At 44.2% G+C, this 21473-nt stretch carries 16 protein-coding genes; all 16 read left to right on the plus strand.

The features are described from left to right. Positions 1-252: 252 nt before the first annotated feature. The gene (gene tssB, locus HGG78_RS17205; RefSeq protein WP_172533621.1) at positions 253-762 is read left to right on the plus strand and encodes a type VI secretion system contractile sheath small subunit; all 510 of its coding nucleotides are present in this window, start codon (positions 253-255) and stop codon (positions 760-762) included. Between the two features lie 48 nt (positions 763-810). Continuing rightward, complete coding sequence (tssC, locus tag HGG78_RS17210; RefSeq protein WP_053309037.1) at positions 811-2286, plus strand: type VI secretion system contractile sheath large subunit; 1476 nt, start codon at positions 811-813, stop codon at positions 2284-2286. A gap of 5 nt (positions 2287-2291) precedes the next feature. After that, the gene (tssE, locus tag HGG78_RS17215) at positions 2292-2729 is read left to right on the plus strand and encodes a type VI secretion system baseplate subunit TssE (protein ID WP_053309038.1); all 438 of its coding nucleotides are present in this window, start codon (positions 2292-2294) and stop codon (positions 2727-2729) included. Positions 2730-2735: 6 nt separating this feature from the next. After that, entirely contained in the window at positions 2736-4505 is a 1770-nt protein-coding gene (gene tssF, locus HGG78_RS17220; RefSeq protein ID WP_172533622.1) for a type VI secretion system baseplate subunit TssF, read from the plus strand. Then, a complete protein-coding gene (gene tssG / locus HGG78_RS17225; protein WP_053309040.1) occupies positions 4469-5485 on the plus strand; it encodes a type VI secretion system baseplate subunit TssG in 1017 nt (338 codons plus the stop codon). Before tssF ends, tssG begins: the two co-directional genes overlap by 37 nt. 3 nt (positions 5486-5488) lie before the next feature. Then, on the plus strand, positions 5489-6967 hold the full coding sequence (gene tagH / locus HGG78_RS17230; protein ID WP_172533623.1) for a type VI secretion system-associated FHA domain protein TagH: 1479 nt from the start codon (positions 5489-5491) through the stop codon (positions 6965-6967). Between the two features lie 2 nt (positions 6968-6969). Continuing rightward, on the plus strand, positions 6970-7449 hold the full coding sequence (gene tssJ / locus HGG78_RS17235; RefSeq protein WP_053309042.1) for a type VI secretion system lipoprotein TssJ: 480 nt from the start codon (positions 6970-6972) through the stop codon (positions 7447-7449). A gap of 4 nt (positions 7450-7453) precedes the next feature. Continuing rightward, positions 7454-8788: a type VI secretion system baseplate subunit TssK gene (tssK, locus tag HGG78_RS17240; RefSeq protein WP_053309043.1), complete on the plus strand. Its 1335-nt coding sequence runs from the start codon at positions 7454-7456 to the stop codon at positions 8786-8788. A 2-nt stretch (positions 8789-8790) separates the two neighbouring features. After that, positions 8791-9564, plus strand: a complete 774-nt coding sequence (icmH, locus tag HGG78_RS17245) for a type IVB secretion system protein IcmH/DotU (protein ID WP_053309044.1) — start codon at positions 8791-8793, stop codon at positions 9562-9564. 23 nt (positions 9565-9587) lie between these two features. After that, on the plus strand, positions 9588-12206 hold the full coding sequence (gene tssH, locus HGG78_RS17250) for a type VI secretion system ATPase TssH (protein ID WP_172533624.1): 2619 nt from the start codon (positions 9588-9590) through the stop codon (positions 12204-12206). Positions 12207-12208: 2 nt separating this feature from the next. Then, complete coding sequence (locus tag HGG78_RS17255) at positions 12209-13789, plus strand: sigma-54 interaction domain-containing protein (protein ID WP_172533625.1); 1581 nt, start codon at positions 12209-12211, stop codon at positions 13787-13789. A gap of 50 nt (positions 13790-13839) precedes the next feature. Next, a complete protein-coding gene (gene vasI / locus HGG78_RS17260) occupies positions 13840-14442 on the plus strand; it encodes a type VI secretion system-associated protein VasI (protein WP_254068247.1) in 603 nt (200 codons plus the stop codon). A gap of 9 nt (positions 14443-14451) precedes the next feature. Beyond that, positions 14452-15855, plus strand: coding sequence for a type VI secretion system protein TssA (tssA, locus tag HGG78_RS17265; RefSeq protein WP_172533626.1), 1404 nt, complete (start codon positions 14452-14454; stop codon positions 15853-15855). Positions 15856-15872: 17 nt separating this feature from the next. Then, positions 15873-19418, plus strand: coding sequence for a type VI secretion system membrane subunit TssM (gene tssM / locus HGG78_RS17270; RefSeq protein WP_478221757.1), 3546 nt, complete (start codon positions 15873-15875; stop codon positions 19416-19418). A 55-nt stretch (positions 19419-19473) separates the two neighbouring features. Beyond that, positions 19474-20760 carry a type VI secretion system ImpA family N-terminal domain-containing protein gene (locus HGG78_RS17275; protein WP_172533627.1) on the plus strand — a complete coding sequence of 429 codons (1287 nt, stop codon included), beginning with the start codon at positions 19474-19476 and terminating at the stop codon, positions 20758-20760. Between the two features lie 178 nt (positions 20761-20938). Further along, positions 20939-21473 (plus strand): contractile injection system protein, VgrG/Pvc8 family (locus HGG78_RS17280; RefSeq protein WP_254068246.1); only part of this gene is annotated, 535 nt, incomplete at its 3' end.

Consider the following 21473-nt stretch of genomic DNA (forward strand, 5'->3'; position numbering starts at 1 on the left):
TTGAGTAGTGACTGGTTTGAGTGTGATTGGTAGCTTGTGTTTTTTTTTTTGAGGAGACGGGGGCCAACGAGATCTACACTCGGATAGTCGTCGGGAGCGTCAGATGTGGTTAAAAGACAGCTTATATGTTCAATGTCGCATCTTTTATGTGGCTTTGATTTTTAAAACGTTATGTATAACCTTCGGCTAGAGCAGTGGTTTGCTCCTGTCCGTAATTTAAACAATGTTTGGCATAGGTATTGGAGACGAAATATGTCTAAAGAAGGAAGTGTAGCTCCTAAAGAGCGGATAAATATTAAGTATATTCCAGCGACGGGAGATGCACAGGCAGAAGTCGAGTTACCATTAAAAACGTTAGTGGTGGGTGACTTCAAGGGCCACTCAGAAGACACACCACTAGAAGAAAGACAAACGGTTTCAGTTGATAAAAATAACTTTGAAGCAGTGATGCGCGAAAGTGATTTGAAACTGGCCACGACAGTACGTAACAAATTGAGTGATGATGACAACGCAGAGCTCCCTATCGAGCTTAGCTTTAAGTCACTTTCTGATTTTTCCCCAGATTCAGTAGCTACACAAGTTCCAGAATTAAATAAATTAGTTGAGTTGCGCGAAGCACTCGTTGCCCTTAAAGGCCCCCTAGGCAACATCCCAGCATTTAGAGATCGTTTACAAGAGCTTCTCAATTCTGAAGAGTCACGCGAAAAACTTTTGTCAGAACTTAGCCTAGTGAGTGGTAAAGAAGAAGAGCCACAAGCTTAATCTTGACCAACAATACGTGTTATTTAATCAAATTTAGGAACGAAATTGATGTCTACTACAGAAGCAGTGTTAGAGAGACAAAGTGCCACACAAGGCAGTTTGCTTGACGAAATCATGGCCCAGACTCGCCTTGCACCGAGTGAAGAAGGCTATGATGTTGCCAAAAAAGGGGTCGCCGCTTTTATTGAAAACCTTATTGGCTCTAATCAAACCGAAGAACCTGTGAATAAATCGCTGGTTGATCAAATGCTTGTTGAGCTCGATAAAAAAATTAGTGCTCAGATGGATGAAATTCTACATGATGAGCGTTTTCAGCAAATGGAATCTTCATGGCGTGGTCTGAAGCTATTTATTGACCGTACCGATTTCAGAGAAAACAACAAAGTTGACCTACTGCATGTCACAAAAGATGAATTATTAGAAGACTTTGAATTTGCGCCAGAAACAACACAGTCTGGCCTGTACAAACACGTCTATTCATCAGGTTATGGTCAATTTGGTGGTGAGCCAACGGGTGCCATTATCGGTAACTTTGCGTTTACTCCATCAACGCCAGATATGAAGTTATTACAGTACATGGGCGCACTAGGCGCTATGGCTCATGCCCCATTTATTTCGAGTGTAGGACCGGAGTTCTTTGGTATCGATTCTTTTGAAGAGCTACCAAACATCAAAGACCTAAAGTCAACGTTTGAAAGCCCTAAATACACAAAATGGCGATCTTTACGTGAATCTGAAGATGCGCGCTACCTTGGTTTAACCGCGCCGCGTTTCTTATTGCGTGTGCCTTATGACCCAACTGAAAACCCAATTAAATCATTTAACTACGTAGAAAATGTCAGTGCTTCACACGAACACTATCTATGGGGTAACACCGCGTTTGCTTTTGCTACACGCTTAACTGACAGTTTCGCTAAGTACCGCTGGTGTCCAAATATTATCGGCCCGCAAAGTGGTGGTGCTGTTGAAGATCTACCCGTGCATGTATTTGAGTCAATGGGTGCACTACAAAGCAAGATTCCAACCGAAGTACTCGTAACAGACCGTAAAGAATTTGAATTAGCGGAAGAAGGTTTCATTGCTCTAACTATGCGTAAAGGCAGTGATAACGCCGCATTCTTCTCAGCCAATTCAATTCAAAAGCCGAAGGTATTCCCAAATACTAAAGAAGGTAAAGAAGCCGAAACCAACTATAAGCTGGGTACGCAACTGCCATATATGATGATCATCAACCGCCTTGCACACTATGTAAAAGTATTGCAACGCGAGCAGATCGGTTCTTGGAAAGAACGTCAAGATCTAGAGCGTGAGCTAAATGGTTGGATCAAGCAATATGTCGCTGATCAAGAAAACCCACCCGCAGACGTACGTAGCCGTCGCCCTCTTCGTGCCGCAAAAATTGAAGTAATGGATGTGGAAGGTGAGCCAGGTTGGTATCAAGTGTCATTATCAGTTCGCCCTCACTTTAAATATATGGGTGCGAACTTTGAATTATCGTTAGTTGGCCGTTTAGACCAAGCATAACGACGATGACTTATATCGCACCTGAAGAGAGTGCATTTGGTGTCGGCTTCTTTGAACGTTTAGAAGCTGGCACTCTTCCTATGTCATTAACCCAAGGGCCAGATGCATGGGATGTGCTCCAATCGATAAAACGTAATGTCGCTAATATTTTGAATACGCGGATGGGTGAAGCTCAAAGTGCGCCTTTATTGGGTCTTGTGGATTTTAACGATGCAACGTTAGAAACCTTAGACCTTTCACTACGCATCAAACTGGCTATTCAGAGCTGCTTAGATGCGTTTGAACCGCGTTTACAAAATATTATTATTCGTTCTGAATCTGATGCGTTTAGCCCATTAATGCTGCGCTTTCATATAACAGCCGAAATCAATAGTGACGCGTTGCATGACAAAGTGCAGTTTAGTCTGTTGCTTGATCAAAACAGAAAGTACCGAGTGTTTTAGAAAATTATGACTCAAGATAAGTACTTCAGAGAAGAACTGGCTTTCCTTAAGGAACAGGGAAAGCAGTTCACTGAAATTCATCCTCAACTCTCTCGATTTTTACACGGTAGAACGACCGACCCTGATGTTGAGCGCTTACTTGAAGGCTTCGCTTTTCTAACCGCTCGCCTGCGCGAAAAAGTTGAAGATGAATTTCCAGAATTAACGCATTCTATTATTAATATGCTTTGGCCCAACTACTTACGCCCTGTGCCAAGTATGAGCATTGTCTCTTTCACCCCAGAAAAAAGTGTCAGCGACAAGCAGCAAATCAGCCGCGGTACACAGTTAGACAGCAAAGCAGTATTTGGCACTAAATGTCACTTTCGTACCTGTAGAGATGTCCAACTTTATCCACTGCAATGCCAAGATGTGGCTGCTCAGCACACTCGTGAAGCAACGACGATTGAGATCTCGTTGAAGATGCTAGGGGATAACAGTGTTGGTGACGCGCATCTCGATGATCTTCGCTTCTACTTGGGAGGAGATAAATACAGTTCGCAAATGTTGTATTTATGGCTTGACCACTATCTGGATAAAATTTCGGTTGAAGTGGCGGGTACCGAATTCACGTTACCAGCGAGTGCATTCAAAACGGTTGGTTTTGATAGTGAGCAATCGCTGTTGCCCTATCCATCTAATGTGTATGAAGGCTACCGGATACTGCAAGAGTATCTTTCATTTCCAGAAGCATTTCATTTTTTTGATATCAATAGGTTAGCGAGCGTTTTGCCGAGATCTGTAACCGGTGAATTTAAGCTGAAAATTAGTTTTTGTAAGACGCTGCCAGCAGATGTTCGAGTCCGTAAGGACAATTTTCAGTTGTACTGTACGCCGGTGATTAACCTGTTTGAACATGATGCAGACCCTATCGATTTAACCGGAAAACGATCTGAATACCGGATTGTGCCATCAAGTCGCTACCCATCACACTATGAGGTATTTAGCGTTGATGGTGTTTTTGGATGGCAAGATAAAACACAAGCCAGCCAAAGAATTCGTGGTGAAAAGCGTGTTTACTCGGCTTTTGAAAGCTTTCAACATGAAGTTGAACGTGTGCGTAACAGAGAAGCGCTTTACTACCGCACGCGAGTCAAAGAGAGCATTCGTGGCGATGGTTTTGATAATTTTATCTCTTTCATTCGTGGTGACGAAACCCAGTCCATGCATGTTGATGAAGCGGTATCGCTGAAACTGACTTGTACTAACCGTTTACTGCCATTAGAACTTGGTGTTGATGACATTTGTGAGCCGACAGATAGCTCACCACCATTCGCCACATTCAGTAATATTACCGTTCCTTCTCAATCACTTAGACCTGTGCTTGATGGTAGCTTGTTGTGGGTGTTGATATCGAATTTATCGCTTAATTATTTATCTCTTCTTTCAAAAGACGCGTTGAGCAGTGTGCTGAGAGCGTATGACTTTAGGGCATTAGTTGACAGACAAGCAGAGCGCGTTGCGCGCTTGCGGTTGGAAGGTATTCAAAAAATCGAATCTCAGCCGGTAGATAAAATTTTACGAGGACTGCCAGTGCGCGGTTTACAGTCCACGATCTACATCGATCAAAACTGTTTTGGTTCGGAAGGTGAACTCTACTTATTCGGTACTGTACTTAGTCACTTTTTTGCTCTTTATGCCAGTATCAATTCGTTTCATGAGTTGATCGTTATTAATGCGACTAACCAAGAGAAGTATACATGGGGAACACAGACAGGAATGCAGCCGTTGATCTAGAGATTACTGCGTTGCAGGAATCGCAGGTTGGCTTACCCAATGACGTTCGAACTTACAATTTTTACCAGTTGGTTGAATTGTTGCAAAAGCTGAATGCACTGAATCCAGAATCTGAAGATTGGGAGCGTGCGTGTCAGCTGGTGTTTAGTGCTAACCCAAGCTTAGGTTTCGCTCCTGCGGATGTGACTGATCTGCGTGAATTAGATGATGAACGATTGGTTTTGCAAACCAACTTCTTTGGTTTGACTGGTGCGCAATCACCACTGCCTGGGTTTATTTTGCAGCAACTGGCGGAAGAAGATCCCGGTGGATTTAAGCGCCCATTTTTAGATTTTTTTAATAACCGCTTAATTAATTTGGTGTACCGCGTGTGGCGTAAATATCGTTATTACGTGCGGTTTCAAGCCGGAGCTCAAGATCAGTTTTCTTCCCAACTGTTTTCTCTGGTTGGGTTAGGCGATGCCGACCTGCGCGGTGAGACGCCAATCAACTGGTGCAAAATGTTGGCCTATGCTGGCACCTTGGCAGGAAGGAGTCGTTCCCCACAAGTGGTATCGGGGATTATTGCTCACTGTTTTGACTTACAAGATGTCAGTATTCGCCAATGGGTAAGACGAAAAGTACAGATAGAACCTCATCAGCAATGTTGTTTGGGTAAACAAAATGGTGAGCTAGGTATCAACAGCATGCTTGGCTCATCAGTCATCGATTGTAATGGTAAGTTTGTTATTTGTATCAAAAACTTAACTCGTGAGCGATTCGTAGATTTTCTACCGTCAGGTAAGGAATACCAACCATTATGCAAATTGGTGGAATTCATCCTTCGTGAGCAAATGGCGTATGACCTTGAACTGACTATGCATGAAAGTGAAGCGCCAACTATGAGCTTGTCTCGTGACAGCGGTGTAGCCTTAGGTTGGTCCTCATTTTTAGGCCAAAATTTAGCCGATAAAAACGTTCTTATACAGGTAAGGCAGTAAGTTATGCAGCAAAAACGCACTCTTTCACTGATCGTAACTAACGTTCAACACCTTGAATCGGGTTTAGCGGCGCAGTGTATTTTTAACCAACAAGGTGGCGTAATCGGTACTGCTAATGATGCCCATTGGCGCCTCCGAGATGCAGCCGGACATATCCACAACCATCATTGTGAAATTCGTATTGTTGATGGTGCATTCTGCATCCAAGACTTGTGTGGTCACACGTATGTCAACGGTTCGCATATGCCTTTAGGTAAAGGTGAATTAGCCAAACTTAGCCATAAAGATGAAGTGACGTTGGGTCCCTACCAAATTCGGGTGGTGGTTGGCAATGTAGGAGAAGATGACCTTTTGGCTCATGGCTCACTCGATCAACTTTTTGAGCAACAGAGCATCGATTTGCTCAAAGACGCATCATCGGATGAATTGGACACTGAAGAGAGTAATCCTGAGCAAAACTCAGCAGACCCGATCACGGCTTTGGACGAGTTGTTCAACGACATAAAACAAGAAGAGTCGTTGTTAGAAGAAGCCGAGAAAATTGAACCTCAGCATGGTTCATCGTTATTAACGGAAAATGATAGCGGACCAACGCCGTTGCAATTCACACCGCAAGCAGACAGTGAGTATGAAATGACGTCATCGATTCGTTTAAAGAAAATTCTAGGGCTCGGTAAACGTCCAACCCAACCTGAATTAACGGCGGGGGTTGATCGTACGTCAACGATTCAGGCCGTTCACACAAAACAACACGACTTTAATGATAGCAATAACAACGTACCAGAGGGCTTAGCGATGGACGATAAGGTATTAGATCTTTTAGAAGAAGAAGTAGCGAAAAGCTACCAACCACATACTGACGTACAGCGCAGTACTTCAGAGAATGCTTCACACCTGCTTACTGGCCCAATGCTCAATGGGCTCGGGGTTGAGGTTGGCGATAACCATGACATGGCAAAAATGCATATGCTGTCTGAAGAACTAGGCCAGTCGTTGCAAGCGTGTGTGCAGGGGCTATTAGAGCTGCATCAGCAAGTTCGTGAAGGACGTTTTGGAATGATGAATCGTAACTTACAACCGATAGAAGATAACCCATTAAGGCTCGGGCTGTCGTACGAAGAAACCATCCGAACCTTATATGACGCCGATAAAAGCTTAGTGCATTTGTCGGCTCCGGCTGCCATTTCTGAAAGCCTTAAAAATGTTCGCGACCATAATGAGGCCATGCAGCATGCTACCACGGAAGCACTGAATCAGATCTTAAACGCTTTTTCTCCACAGGTATTGCTGCGCCGTTTCCACCATTATAAACGCAACAGCGATCAGCAAAATCAGTCATCTGAGTCATGGGCGTGGCAGATGTATTGCAATTACTATCAAGAGCTAACTTCTAATCGCCAGAAAGGTTTCGAGAAGTTGTTTTGGGAAATTTTCGAGCAGTCATACGACAAGAAAATTCGTGAAAAACAACTGGAGCTATAACGGTGAACAAGCGTTCTTTTATCCTGGTGACGTTGCTTACGCTTTTAACCGCGTGCAGCTCATCAGAAAAGTATGAGCCAGCCAAAGCGCCGACCAAAGTGACCTTCAGTCTTGTCAGTGACGAAGGTACGAACCCCAATATTTGGGGAGAGGCATCGCCAATAGAAGTTCAGGTGTTTGAACTTGAAGACGATTCGATGTTTATGTCGGCGGATTACGATCAAGTAAAAGCCGACTACAAAAAAGCGTTGCGAAGTAATTTTATCGCCAACTATGACTATGTCTTAACACCGGGTCAGTTCAAATTCGTCAACGCATTCGAGGTTAAAGAAGGCACAAACTACATTGGTGTCATGGCACATTTTGCTGAACCTGAGCTGAGTGAATGGAAAAAAGCGGTGAAGGTGATTAATACCGGTCGGGAATACCACCTTTTGATGTATTTCAAAGACTACAACGTAAAATTGGAAAGGGTGGAATAACAAGATGTTTGCACGTAACCGTGTCATTTGGAATGAAGGTCTATTCATTAAACCCCAACATTTCCAGCAACAACAACGCTATTTTGAATATCATATCGATGAGCGAGTATCGTCGGTCAGTCGTTATTTATATGGTGTATCGGAACTGTCATTAAACCCTGAATATTTGGCTTTTGGTCGCATTGCTATCGAAAGAGCGGTGGGCATCATGCCAGATGGCACCGTTTTTCGTATTCCTCAAGAAGATGTATTACCCGATGCACTAGAGATTGAAGATGCCTCACTTGCTAATCAGTTAATTTATTTAGCGATCCCGCTACGTAGTGAATCTCTTATGGAGATCAACTGGCCAGAAGAAAGAGGAACTGGGCGATATAAAAGTAATCGCTTAGAAGTGCGTGATGTCCATACCGTGCGTGGTGATACCACCACACTGGATGTATCACCGGTACGCATGCAGTTAATGTTAGAAAGGGAAGACCGTAGTTCTTACGCTTCAATCGCGATCGCGCGTATTTTAGAAAAGCGTCCAGATGGCAGCGTGGTACTTGACCCGGACTTTATCCCTTGCCATTTGAATGTCGCCAGTAATGCAGCGCTGCATCGATTTATTAATGAAATTTCTGGGTTAATGCGTGAGCGAGCAAAAAATATTGCGCAGCGTATCAGCTCTCCTTCACAAGGTGGTGTTGCTGATGTTTCGGACTTTATGCTGTTGCAAGCGCTCAATCGTCTACAGCCACAAATGCAACACTTGGCTGAACTTCGTAGCCTGCACCCAGAGCGATTATTTGAATGCTTGTCGTGTGTCTGTGGAGAGTTAGCAACGTTCACCGATGAAAGTCGTTTGCCACCGACCATTCCAAGTTACAACCATGAAATGCCAAGCAACTCTTTTTGGCCGTTAATTCGCAACTTAAGACAAAGTCTCAGCATTGTACTAGAACCGAGAGCGGTCTCTATCCAGTTAGACAAGCGTAAGTACGGCCTGATGGTTGCGCCTATTCATGATCCTCAATTAGTAGAGAGTGCAGAATTCATTATTGCTGTCAAAGCTCGCATGCCATTGGATGAACTGCGTCGTTTATTCACTCAGCAAACGAAAGTGTCGTCAGTTGAGAAAATTCGTGAATTAATTTCCCTGCAATTGCCAGGTATTCCAATTACACCATTACCAGTAGCACCGAGACAACTGCCATATCACGCGGGTTACACCTATTACCAATTAGATAAAACTAGCGCAGCTTGGTCAATGCTTGGTCACTCAAGCGGTTTTGCTTTCCATGTGGCTGGTGCATTTGAAGATCTTGACCTGCAATTCTGGGCGATTAGGAGCTGATGATGGATATCGATAAGAAAAATACGCAGTACAGCAACTTGCTTTTTGACAGCGTTGAACAAATGAACCACGACCAAGATTATTGGTTTCAACTACGTGGTGATAACCCCAATACCTTGATTGATGCGGCAACACCATTGTTTGGTTTGTCTTTACGTGTCAGAAGCTTATCTGAGTGCGACAACATTGAACAAATTTACAAACAGACCGTGGAAGAGATCAAAGCGATTGAAATAGAGCTCACTGAGCAAGGTTTTGAACATGCGATTTTAATGGCCTACCGCTACATTTTGTGCGCGTTTTTGGACGAAGCGGTGATGGGAACTGACTGGGGCTCTTCTAGTGTTTGGGCTGAACACTCAATGTTGTCGCGCTTCCATAATGAAACCTGGGGCGGCGAGAAAGTCTTCACTATTTTAAGCCGACTAGAAGGTGAACCTAAACGTTATCGTTCGTTATTGGAGTTTATCTATCAGTGTTTGGTACTCGGTTTTGAAGGCAAATATCGAGTGATGGAAAACGGCCACCACGAGCGTGAAAAGGTGATCGCTCGTTTGCATGACGCACTGAGCGCGTTAGATGAAAGTGAACCCCAAGAGCTGACTTGTGCTACTGAGCATGTCGTGAAATCAAAATATAAATTAAGCCGACAGTTGCCTGTTTGGTCTGTCTTACTCGGCTTTGTCGCCATATGGGTCAGTGTATTTTTAGGGTATTCCTATTTATTACACAGCCAATCGAGCGACGTATTAAACCAGTTAAACCAAATACTCTAATTATAAAAGGCTAGGTGATTGTAGTGATCCGTATTGAATTACCCACATTAATTTCAAAACTCAATGAGCAGAGTAAGCTAGCCCTAGAGCAAGCCGCATCATTATGTATTGAACGTCAACACCCTGAAGTAACTTACGAACACTTCTTAGATGTATTACTTGAAAACCCACTTTCTGATGTTCGCATTATTGCCAAGCAAGCCAGCGTAGAAGTCGATGCAATTAAACAGGCGATCAGTGCAAGCTACGCCCGCGAGCAAGTGTTGGATACTTATCCTGCATTTTCGCCTTTATTAGTCGAGTTGCTGCAAGAAGCATGGTTACTTTCCACCACGGAATTGAATCAGCCCCATTTGCGCTCTGGTGCCGTATTGCTAGCGGCGCTGACCCGTGCTGACCGCTATCTGCCATTAAACTTGATCCGCCTATTTGAGCACATCAATAAAGAAAGCCTCAAAAAAGGTTTTGATTCTTTATTACAAGACTCTTCTGAGACGGTGGTTGAAAAACAGAAAACCAGCAGTGCACAACCGACTGCGGCATTAGATGCAGTCTCCTCCCCACTGCATAAATATTGTACTAATGTGACAGCTCAAGCCCGTAATGGTGAGCTTGATCCGGTATTGTGTCGTGAAAACGAGCTGAATTTGATGATTGACATCTTATGTCGTCGTCGTAAAAACAACCCGATCGTCGTCGGCGATGCTGGTGTCGGTAAAAGTGCGATGATTGAAGGGCTTGCCTTACGAGTCGTTGCTGGCAATGTGCCTACTCAGCTAGAAAATGTTGAGTTGCACTCGCTTGATCTAGGCTTACTACAAGCGGGTGCTTCGGTGAAAGGTGAATTTGAAAAACGCCTTAAAGGCGTTATTGACGCCATCAAAACTTCACCGAAACCGATCATCTTATTCATAGATGAAGCGCATACCCTGATTGGCTCTGGTAACCAAGAAGGTGGAAGTGATGCGGCAAACCTACTCAAACCTGCTTTAGCCCGTGGTGAGTTAAGTACCGTCGCGGCGACCACATGGAAAGAATACAAAAAATATTTTGAGAAAGACCCCGCGTTAACTCGTCGTTTCCAACTGGTTAAGTTGGAAGAGCCAAGCATTGAGCAAGCCGTGGATATTCTACGTGGTTTGAATCGTGTCTATGAAAAAGCGCATAACGTACTCATTACTGACGATGCATTAAAAGCCGCCGCAGAGCTTTCAGCGCGTTATATATCTGGTCGTCAACTGCCAGATAAAGCGATTGATGTCCTTGATACCGCCTGTGCACGTATCGCGATTAATATCACCACACCACCTAAACGTTTAGCACAGTTAGAGACAGCCTGTCATCAACGCCAGCTTGAAATCGACATGTTGCAGCGCGCACGTTATTTAGGTCAAGTGGTTGATACTCAGCGCTTAGATGAATTATGCAGCCAAGAAATCGCTGACGAAGCGGAAAAAGAAGCATTGACTCAAAGTTGGCAAGCACAAAAAACCATCATTGAAACGATCATTAATCTGCGCGATCAGCTATTAGATGAAGTGCATGCTGACGAAGAGGATAAGCAACAAAACCGCGACAAACTGCTTGCTCAGCTTCAAGAGCAATACCAAACACTAGAGAATATTCCACATGCTGAACGTTTAATGCACCCACAGGTTGACTCGCAACAAATCGCTGAAGTGATTGCTGATTGGACGGGTGTTCCTGTTGATCAAATGAACAGTGATGAACTGCATAAAATTACCCACTTAACCTCTATTTTAGGCGAAGCCATCAAAGGTCAAGATACAGCGATAGAGCGTGTACACCGTCATTTATTGACCGCGCGAGCTGATTTACGTCGTCCAGGGCGTCCGAAAGGTGCATTTTTGCTTGTAGGACCAAGTGGTGTAGGTAAGACCGAAACCGTTGTACAACTGGCGCAACAACTCTATGGCGGTAAACAGTTCCTAACCACCATCAACATGTCCGAGTATCAAGAAAAGCATACTGTTTCTCGTTTAATTGGCTCACCTCCGGGCTATGTGGGTTACGGTGAAGGCGGTATTTTAACTGAAGCTATTCGAAAAATGCCTTACTCAGTGGTTCTGCTTGATGAAGTAGAAAAAGCGCACCCAGAAGTATTGAATATTTTCTATCAGGCGTTTGATAAAGGTGAGCTTGCTGATGGCGAAGGCCGTGTGATCGATTGTCAAAATATCGTTTTCTTCCTGACTTCTAACCTAGGCTATCAGACGATTGTTGACTACGCACAACAACCACAATTGTTAGATGAGCAGCTTTACCCTGAACTGGCGGCCTTCTTCAAACCGGCCTTATTAGCTCGTATGGAGATCATTCCATATCTACCACTGAATAAAGAAGTGTTAGAGCAGATTGTACGTGGAAAACTCACTCGTCTCGAACAACTATTCAAGCAGCGCTACTGTGCTGAAGTGGTGATAGAAGACAGCCTAATCGAAGAGATTTTAAACCGTGCCACGCGCTCTGAAAATGGAGCTCGCATGCTAGAAGCTATCATTGAAGGTCAACTGTTGCCGCCAATTTCTCTCGCGTTATTAAACAAACTTGCAGAAAAGCAGCCTGTAAATCGTATTTATCTAGCGGCTGAAAATAGTGAGTTTATTGGAGAGGTTGAGTGATCATGGGCCACTGGTTAGCTTATGCGACCGAGCTTGTGGTCGCCAGAAAACCTAGTCAATTAGCGGCTATGTTTGTGGAGACGATGTGCCGAGAGCTCAAGTTAGATACCTGTCTATTATTAGTGCCAAGCTCGGATGGACGTTCATTAGTCACACACACTCAAGAACCGCAAACCGATCAGCAGAATTTGCAGTGGTCTGTGACGGATTTTGACTGTCCGCTTGCTCATGTTTTGCAATCGGCCAAATCGATGCAATTGACCTCAGATGAGTTGGTTTTTTGGCAATCGAATCGTGCTTTCAGTCAGTTGACCAATCAGGTTGGTATGTTCGATAGCGTGTTGATACACCCCCTGCCGATTGGTGACAAACAAGTACAATCTATACTGTTATTGATTGGTGAAAGTTGCAGTTTAGAAATGGTGTTTAAACAACCTGAATTCACTAAATATGTGAATGTGTTTACACATCAATGGTCACTGCTTAATGACATGATCCGTGAAGAGCAGAGTCGCCAAGATTTGTCTCAATCGTTGGTTGATGCGCAGCGCGATAGTGCTCGTCGTGCATTAATGGCTAATTTGTCCAATCAATTGATTGGCAACAGCTTAGAAATGCAAAAGTTGCGTGAGCAAATAGTCAGCGCCGCCTCTTCGCATCTGTCCGTTATGGTTCAAGGCGAAACGGGCACGGGCAAAGAACTTGCAGCGCAAGCGGTTCATCAACTTTCATCCAGAAAACAAGCACCTTTTGTCGCGATTAACTGTGCGGCCATTCCAGAGAGTTTGTTGGAAAGTGAGCTGTTTGGTTATAGCAAAGGTGCGTTTTCTGGTGCTGATACTGACAAGCAAGGGCTAATCGCACAAGCTGATGGTGGCACGTTGTTTCTCGATGAAATTGGTGATATGCCACTGAGTTTACAAGCCAAATTATTGCGTGTTCTTGAATCTCGAACCTTTCGACCAATCGGTGGTAAGAAAGAGCTATCGTCAGATTTTCGCTTGGTTTCGGCAACACATGTCAACTTGTTCGAACAGGTTCGCACCAAAGCATTTCGTCAGGATCTCTATTACCGATTATTCCAGTATCCGATAACGTTGCCGCGCTTAGCCTCGCGATTGGAAGATATTGAGCAATTGAGTCAGCACTTTGTACACTGTTTTAATCAGCAACATGCAACAAACATTCGTGGTTTGCATTATAAAGCGATCGATTGTCTGAAACGTTATGATTTTCCTGGCAATGTGCGCGAACTTAAACACCTCATAGAATTTGGTTGTGCTCAAACACAAGACGGAACTCAAGTAGAAGAACACTGTTTTGTGCATCGTTTAGTAAGTATGCAAATGCAGTCAGCCTCATCAGTTGAACAGTACATTCAAGCGGAAGTCACGCCGCAAGAAACGACCAATTTCGCAGTAATTGATGACTTAAAACAAGCCATCAGTGAATTTGAGTCACGGATTATTCGTGAACGCTTGCAACACTTTTCTGGTGACCGAGCAAAAGCGGCCGAAAGTTTAGGCATTCCCAAGCGGACATTAGCTTACAAATGCCAGAAACTGGAGATAAAAACACCATGAAAACAATGATGTTGACCTTATCTACCATCGCTTTAGGTTTATGCTCTTCAATGGTTAACGCTTCGACAGAAGTATTAGATCAAGCTCAGCAATGTACAACCATCACCTCTCGTTTAGATAGGCTAAGCTGCTTTGACCACGTTTTTAAAACCCCATCTAGCATGTTGGTTTCCAGTGCCCCCGAGCACTCTGCCCCACTGTCTTGGCATCGTGCTTTTGATAGCCTCAGTCAGTATCAAGAAGGGGCGAATAGCCACTTAACTATTGAGGGCGATGAAACGAATGGGAATGCTTGGGTAACCTTAGCGGCACTAAACGGCAATACGGGTTTTTCGGAAAATGCGAAACCCATACTGATGATGAGTTGCATTGATAATTTGAGCCGAGTGGAACTTGCGTTTCCTGATGCTGTGGTTGATCCACGCATTAAAGTGGCGGTGGCTCACACACCTGCTCAATCGTGGCGTAGTGATGATTTGGGCTTGTTGTTTTCATCGGGGCGGGGCATGCCTGCTATTGACATGATGAAAGCCATGGCGCGCGAAAATCGTTTGGTGTTGCGTTCCAATTCAGTATTGGTGGACGGGTTGCAATTTGATACCAGCCAACTTTCTCAATCATTGATAGCGCTAAAACAGCGCTGTGGCTGGTAAGGAGTCAAGATGGAATTGATCGATTATCGACGCTGTATTACTCAGCCAATAGAGCGCGGCAACCCCGTTGGCGAGCGATTAATTGACGACCCGCTTTTTGATTTTGTTGAAGACCAAATGATGAAGGTGGGCTCGCTGGCTCATAGCAGTGTGCAATGGGATGAAGTCGAGCACAGCACGCTTAAGCTACTCAGTGAGAAAAGTAAGGATTTAAAACTCTTAATCTATCTCTTGCAGTGTTTGCATAACCAAGTCACGCCACAACGTTTTACCACTTCGTTATTGGTACTCGGTGACTTCATGTCTCTGTACTGGGAGGACTGTTTTCCCGCCCCGGGGAAAAGAGGCGGTTTACCGCGTCGTAAATTCTTCAGCCAAATCGTGCAACGATTGGCTCTGGTTATCGACAAAATAGACTTTGCCCAGTTCGACTTGCAAGACCGTGATTACCTTAATGCAGCTATTGATGCTTGGCAAAAATCAGTCACTAGCGTTGGCTTAATGTCTGATAGCGTCGAAACGTTAGTCACTAAGATCAATAGTGAACTTAGACGCGCCTCAGAGCGTGAACAAGTCAACAAAAGCGCCGAACAAACACCGCTCGTTGAGCGTAAGACGAGCCCGGCAAGTTCAAGCTCAATTTCGGTGGATAGTTCAAGTGATAAGGCCGCTAAGCAGACGTTGCTTAAGGTCTCGGAGTTTCTCTCAGAGCAAGAGTTTGGCTTAACCCTTGCGATTCGAGTTAGACGTTACGCAGTTTGGTCGAGTATTACTTCTCCTCCTGAACATGATGCAAGTGGTGAAACACTGCTGCGGGCCATGTCACAGGAAAGAGTGAAAGAGTATCAAGACCAAATGCGTAGCCCTGATTTAGCGTTATGGCGCAAGGTTGAGCAAAGCTTAACCATGGCACCTTATTGGTTTGAAGGTCAGATGATGAGCTACCACATCGCGCAAAGCTTAGGAAAAACGCTGTGGTGTGAAGCGATTCTTAGTGAAAGCCAGCAATTTCTTGAGCGTTTGCCTTCATTAATTGATCTCAAATTTAAAGGTGGAGAGCCGTTTATCAGTAATGCGGTGAAAGAGTGGCTGGTGAGTAGCCACAATAGCTCTTCACAAGGTCAAGTAACAGGTGATTGGCAAGAAAAGCGCAAAGAAGCGTTCACCTTGGCAAAAGAAGGGGGCATTGCGGTCGCCCTTTCGATGTTAAACGATGGTTTGGTTGGTGCCAGTGAACCGCGAGACAAGTTTTATTGGCGGTTACTGTCAGCCGATTTATTGAATGCCAATAATTTAGATGCGATGGCGAAAGAACAGTACCAAACATTGCATGCTCAAGCGACGACCATGAGCGTGACTGATTGGGAACCCTCATTAGTTGATCAATTAGAACAATACACAACGTCAGAGTAAACGAAGGACACGAACCCATGTGGAAATTTATTGTTGGGATAGCGAAAAAATTAAAGCCTGGCATGGCGGCAGCGATGCCTATTTTGCTATTTAGCACATTTATTTTATTGAATGTAGCTATCTGGTGGGCTGGCCCTTGGTTAGAGATAGCAAATAACAAACCATTAGATTCAATTACTGAGCGCGCGGTTGCGAGCAGTTTGTTTACATTGGGCAGTTTGGCAGTTTGGGGTATTTGGCAGTGGCGTAAGCTACAAGGTTTTAAAGCGGAGCAAAAACGAGAAGAACAGTTACGCCAAGACCCGATACAAGCTTATGAAGAGCGTCAAGAGGTTGAGCTGAACCAAGTGATGGTCAGCATGAAAGAGAACCTCAACAAGCGCGACTACCTGTATGCACTGCCATGGTACTTGGTGCTTGGTTTAGAAAACGCCGGTAAAACCAGTTTGATCAACCGCTCGGGACAAAACTTTGTCTTTTCTTCAGTCATGCGAGCTTCAGGACAAAAAAGTGAAAACCCTTATTCGTTTGATTGGTGGATCGGTGATGAATCGGTATTGATTGACCCGGATGGGGAACTACTCACCCAGGGTAACCGCAGCAGCGATAATGATGGCGCGATGGAGCGTCGTTTGTGGTTGCATTTTATTAACTGGTTAGAAAGAACGCGCAGCCGTCGACCACTAAACGGTATTGTATTGGCACTGGATGTGTCTCACTTAGCCACCGCAACAGCAACTGAACGCAAAGCTTACGCTAACTTGCTGCGAGCTCGCTTGCGCGAATTGATGGAAACACTGTCTACTCGTCTGCCTGTCTATATTGCGCTGACCAAACTTGATTTGCTCAATGGCTTTGAACCATTTTTCAAACACTACACGCGCAGTCAGCGTGAAGAAGTGCTTGGCTTTACCTTCTCTCTTGATTCAATTGATGATTTAGACAATTGGCTGAATGAATTTTCGGTAGATTATAGCCAATTTGTGGAGCGCATTAACGCCGTGTTACCTCACGCTGTTTCGGTACCTATGGATCTGGAAGAGCGTAATGCAATCTATAGCTTTACTCGTCAAATTTCGGGTTTGAAAGAGATTTTGCTGCAATTTTTTAATGACGCATTGGCAAGTGATCAATTTTCTACATCAGCTTTAGTGCGTGGAGCTTACTTTACCTCGGTTTATCAGCAAGGTGTTCCAACTAACGCTTTTGATGATGCAGCTTCGCGCCGCTATGGCCTAGACCATGCAATTAACAAAGCGCAGCAAGCCAAAAATTCAACCGTTTATTTCACGCAGAAGTTATTCAATAACGTCATTTACCCAGAAGCCGGTTTGGCATCTGATAATTTCCGTGTAGCAAAACAAAAGCGACGATTAATCGGGCTGTCTGTTGTGGCCGGCTCTATTGCCACCGTTTTGTTGGTGGGGACTTGGCACCGTTACTACTTAGCCAACGTAAAGCATTCAGACGCGGTGTTAACTAAGGTCAATGAGTACAAACATGAGTTTCCATCCAATATCTATCTTGCTTCTCAACAAGATGTATTAGAACCACTAAATAAGATACGTGAAGCGACACTTGAATTTGGCTTCTTCCGTGAAAAACCACAATACATTTCTGACTTTGGGTTGTATCAAGGGCACACGATTGGTCCTATGGTGGAAGCCACATATCTGAACTTATTGGAAAGTCGCTTCTTACCTCTGTTGATGGCGGATGTGGTGGTACAGCTTAACCAAGCGAAAACGGATGAGGAAAAACTGGCTGTATTGCGTGTTTATCGAATGATGGTTGACAAAAGTGGACGTTATAAAGATTACGTTCTCGATTATTTTTCCAAGTACTGGCAGCGTGAGTTCGCCGGTCAGCGTTTGATTCAAGAAGAGTTACTCGGCCACTTAGATTACGCCATGCTGCATACCGACTTAGCCAGTGAGCGAGCAAATGGTGATCTCAATGCTGAGCAAGTGATGAAACCCTATGATCAAGTGGTGGCCAACGTTCAAATGCAATTAGGCTCGATGCCCAATGATCAACGTGTATACCGTAACTTAAAGTTGAATGCGCAAACGGTGCTTGGTCCCTCCATCAATTTACGTAACCTTGTCGGCCCGGTATTTGATGTGGTGTTTGAGGAAAGGGTTGTCAACAGTAGTGCATTGTATGTTCCACAGATGCTGACGCATAAAGGCTTTGAAGACTACTTCATGCCACAGTCGGAGTCAGTATCAGAACTTGCGCTTATCGATAGTTGGGTATTAGGTCAGTCGAAGTCTGCACAATTTAGTGAAGCAGATAAGCAGTCTTTGCGTGACAAAATTCGCAATTTGTACGTAGCGGATTACACTAATACTTGGCGTGCTGCATTAAATGAAATTAACGTAAAGTATTTCAGTGATATTAATGATGCGGTGTCGGTATTAGAAAACTTCACCGGTAATATTGAGCCAATGCAGCGCCTATTACGCACACTTGAAAGTAATACTCAAATGTATGCGGGTGTGCCAAAAGACGAAGCGGCGCAAAAAGAGTTGCTAAAGAACCCAAAATATAAAGTGGCTTCTTTGATTGATGCTCCTTTTGCTGAGCTTAACGCGATGCTAACGCCAGTGGGTGATAAACCTGCTTACATCAATGAGGTTTTACTTGCAGTGGAGGATTTGCAAAACTACCTCAAGTCTATTCAAGACGCTCCTGATGTTGGTATGGCGGCTCTTGATGCAACAAAAGCACGCGTGAAGTTAGTCAATGCCGACCCAATTTATACACTAAAGCGTATTGCCTCAGGGCTGCCTAAACCGCTAGATACCATGGTTGCTAAATTGGCCGATGAAAGTTGGTATGTCGTCAAACAAGAGGCGATTAAACACCTCGAAGTGCGTTGGCATGATGACGTTTATAAGACATTCAAAGAGAAGCTAGCTGGCCGTTATCCGTTCAATGCTTCATCAAATAAAGACAGTTCATTGTCGGATTTTGAAGCCTTCTTTGCTCCGAATGGTACGTTGGATAACTTCTATAACAACCAACTAAAAATGTTTGTGGAAGAGAATATTACGGTGAACGACGACGATAAAGCGCAGTCGATTATTCGTAAAGATGTACTTGATCAGCTCAAACAAGCGAAAAAAATCCAGCAAGCATTCTTTAACCGCAAAGGTATTTTGGATGTAAGTTTCTCTGTTGAGCCATTACGCCTAAGTGGGAACAAGCGTCGCAGTGTTTTGAATGTAGATGGTCAATACCTTGCCTATAGCCATGGACCTCGAGATAGCGTTGAACTTATTTGGCCAAATACGTTGCGTGATTCCGCGATATCTAAAGTGACGCTGGTACCAACCAAAAATAACATGTCACCGCGAAGCATTAATATTCAAGGACCATGGGCATTTTTCCGCTTACTGGAACACGGTGATGTTGTGGGCGCAAGTGAGACATCGGTGGACTTTAAATTTGCAGTTGATGGTGGTGAGATGATCTACCGACTCAACTCAGAAGCAGATGTTAACCCCTTTACTGAACGGTTATTTAAGTCTTTCAAACTATCTAAAACCCTTTACTAACAATAATGAGGGGCGATTGGTCATCGCTCCTCACATAATTTAGGACGCAGTAGCTATGTCCAATACGATATTTATCGACCACGCTCGTTTTCACCTAATAGAAGATTCAGCTGCGATTCGTAACCTTGATACCTATCAAAGGGTCAAAGATGAGATCAATCGTCGTCATAATCCGTTATCGGGTGGTTCTGATTGGGCTGTGGTTAAAGAGGCTTGTGAAACATTGGCAAAAGGTCCAGGTATTGACCTTTTGTTATGTGGTTACTACACCGTTGCTTGTTTAAAAATGCAGGGGTTAGTTGGTTATGCCAATGGGTTAGAGCTGTTATGCGCTTGTTTAAGTAATTTGCATCAACCTGATGTGAAAGCAGCCAAAATGCGTAAAGAGGTTTTAGATTGGGTTAACGCTCGAGTTGTGAGGGAGTTGAAAGATCTTCGCCCTAACTATGAATCGTTAAGAGATCTTTATCGTTGTGAGCGGTTTTGCGAACGATTGAATACCATTTTGGAGTCTCAGCAACCGGATTGTTTAGTTGACTTTGAAGGGGTAGGTTTTGCGATTTTTGAGCATATCGATCGCTTAGAAACTCAGTATCACTCATTACTCAAACGCCATAACCAAGTCGATAAAGCGCAAGCGGAACGTAACCAAAAGCGTGCTCGTATTACGCATGTGATGACTTTTGTTGCCGGCATCTTGGTTGTGGCGGTCGTCTATGTTTCAGTTATGTATTTACCGTTTTTCCATTCGATGCCTTATGCGACATCACAAGCGCGCCCAGCACTGGGTAGCACAGATCAGGTGAGGGCTTTTCAACAGCAGCATTCTGCTGAAAAAATCAGTAAGTTATCGAAAGATATTGTCCCGCTGTATCGAAGTGCGATCGAGCAGAATATGGCGATCTCTTTTGAATCCGCGCGAGTTGAAGCTCAGCAAGTACTGAATGCTTTGCTACTACTGTACCCACAATCTAGCGCGGTGCTAGAGGTTGAGCAAACCTTATTAAGTTCGAAACAACAGGCTATACAGCAGACAGAGAGCATTATTGAACGCTTCAGTGAAACTCGAACAAAAATGGCTAACATTGCACTGCTTGCGCAAAAAGGAAGGTTGTCTGAATTGCAACGGCAAACTAAATCACTAGAGGATTTTGCGATAAGTTTGTCGCCGATTTACGGTCGTGCTGCTTACGTTGAAGAGTTAGTGGAAAAAGGTGATATCACTCAAGCGAATCAGGAATTCACTATTTTGAAAGAGAGACTCAATAATTTGAGTTGGAAAATAGCCGAGTTGGATCTGCAATTTGAACGTTTAGCTAGTGAGAGTGAAATGGCTCAATAGCGTGTGGGGTTAAGCAAAAAATGGTGAGTTTGAAGCAGTTTTTTGCTTAACGCAGGCAGTATGTTGCTTTAAAAACTCACCACAAATATAACCACATGAATAATAAGATGAAATAGATGGCACTGCATTTGCTATAGCCATTCTATTTGTAATAAAAATGAGTGGAAAGGAAAACAGAATGGCGACGTTAAGTTTTAGGCTCAAAGTGGATGGGTTGGCAGACGACACCTTAGTGGTGCGTGAATATCAAGGGGTCGAATCGCTGTCGGATAAGCCCTTAGATAACGGTCAAACCTGTTACGGTTTTCGCTACGAGATAAAACTGGCGAGTCGTCAATCCACCCTCAAAGCTGTGCAGCTGGTGGATAAACCGGCGCAGTTAGAGATGCTGCGTGATGGCCTTGTCGTGCAGCGCGTGCATGGCATTATTCGTCAATTTAGCAAGGGCGATATTGGTCATCACCATACGTTTTACTCGCTGACTTTAGTGCCAGCGTTAGAGCGTTTGTCGCTGCGTCACAACAGTCGTATCTTTCAGCTCAAAACGGTTCCAGAAATCCTCTCTGTGCTGCTGCAAGAAATGGGCATTAACGATTACGCGTTCTCGCTCAAGCGTGAAGCGACCCAGCGAGAATTCTGCGTGCAATACCGAGAAACCGACCTCGATTTTCTGCATCGTTTGGCGGCAGAAGAAGGTTTGGTGTATAGCGTTA

Origin of the sequence: Vibrio aestuarianus, assembly GCF_012395185.1 — a bacterium.
In the GTDB taxonomy this organism is placed as follows: Bacteria; Pseudomonadota; Gammaproteobacteria; order Enterobacterales; family Vibrionaceae; genus Vibrio; species Vibrio aestuarianus.

Coding starts and splice junctions, on each gene's coding strand:
- tssA (WP_172533626.1), top strand. CDS start 14,452: ATGGAATTGATCGATTATCGACGCTGTATTACTCAGCCAATAGAGCGC.
- HGG78_RS17255 (WP_172533625.1), top strand. CDS start 12,209: ATGGGCCACTGGTTAGCTTATGCGACCGAGCTTGTGGTCGCCAGAAAA.
- tagH (WP_172533623.1), top strand. CDS start 5,489: ATGCAGCAAAAACGCACTCTTTCACTGATCGTAACTAACGTTCAACAC.
- HGG78_RS17275 (WP_172533627.1), top strand. CDS start 19,474: ATGTCCAATACGATATTTATCGACCACGCTCGTTTTCACCTAATAGAA.
- tssF (WP_172533622.1), top strand. CDS start 2,736: ATGACTCAAGATAAGTACTTCAGAGAAGAACTGGCTTTCCTTAAGGAA.
- tssE (WP_053309038.1), top strand. CDS start 2,292: ATGACTTATATCGCACCTGAAGAGAGTGCATTTGGTGTCGGCTTCTTT.
- vasI (WP_254068247.1), top strand. CDS start 13,840: ATGGTTAACGCTTCGACAGAAGTATTAGATCAAGCTCAGCAATGTACA.
- tssB (WP_172533621.1), top strand. CDS start 253: ATGTCTAAAGAAGGAAGTGTAGCTCCTAAAGAGCGGATAAATATTAAG.
- tssM (WP_478221757.1), top strand. CDS start 15,873: ATGTGGAAATTTATTGTTGGGATAGCGAAAAAATTAAAGCCTGGCATG.
- tssG (WP_053309040.1), top strand. CDS start 4,469: ATGGGGAACACAGACAGGAATGCAGCCGTTGATCTAGAGATTACTGCG.
- icmH (WP_053309044.1), top strand. CDS start 8,791: ATGGATATCGATAAGAAAAATACGCAGTACAGCAACTTGCTTTTTGAC.
- tssC (WP_053309037.1), top strand. CDS start 811: ATGTCTACTACAGAAGCAGTGTTAGAGAGACAAAGTGCCACACAAGGC.
- tssK (WP_053309043.1), top strand. CDS start 7,454: ATGTTTGCACGTAACCGTGTCATTTGGAATGAAGGTCTATTCATTAAA.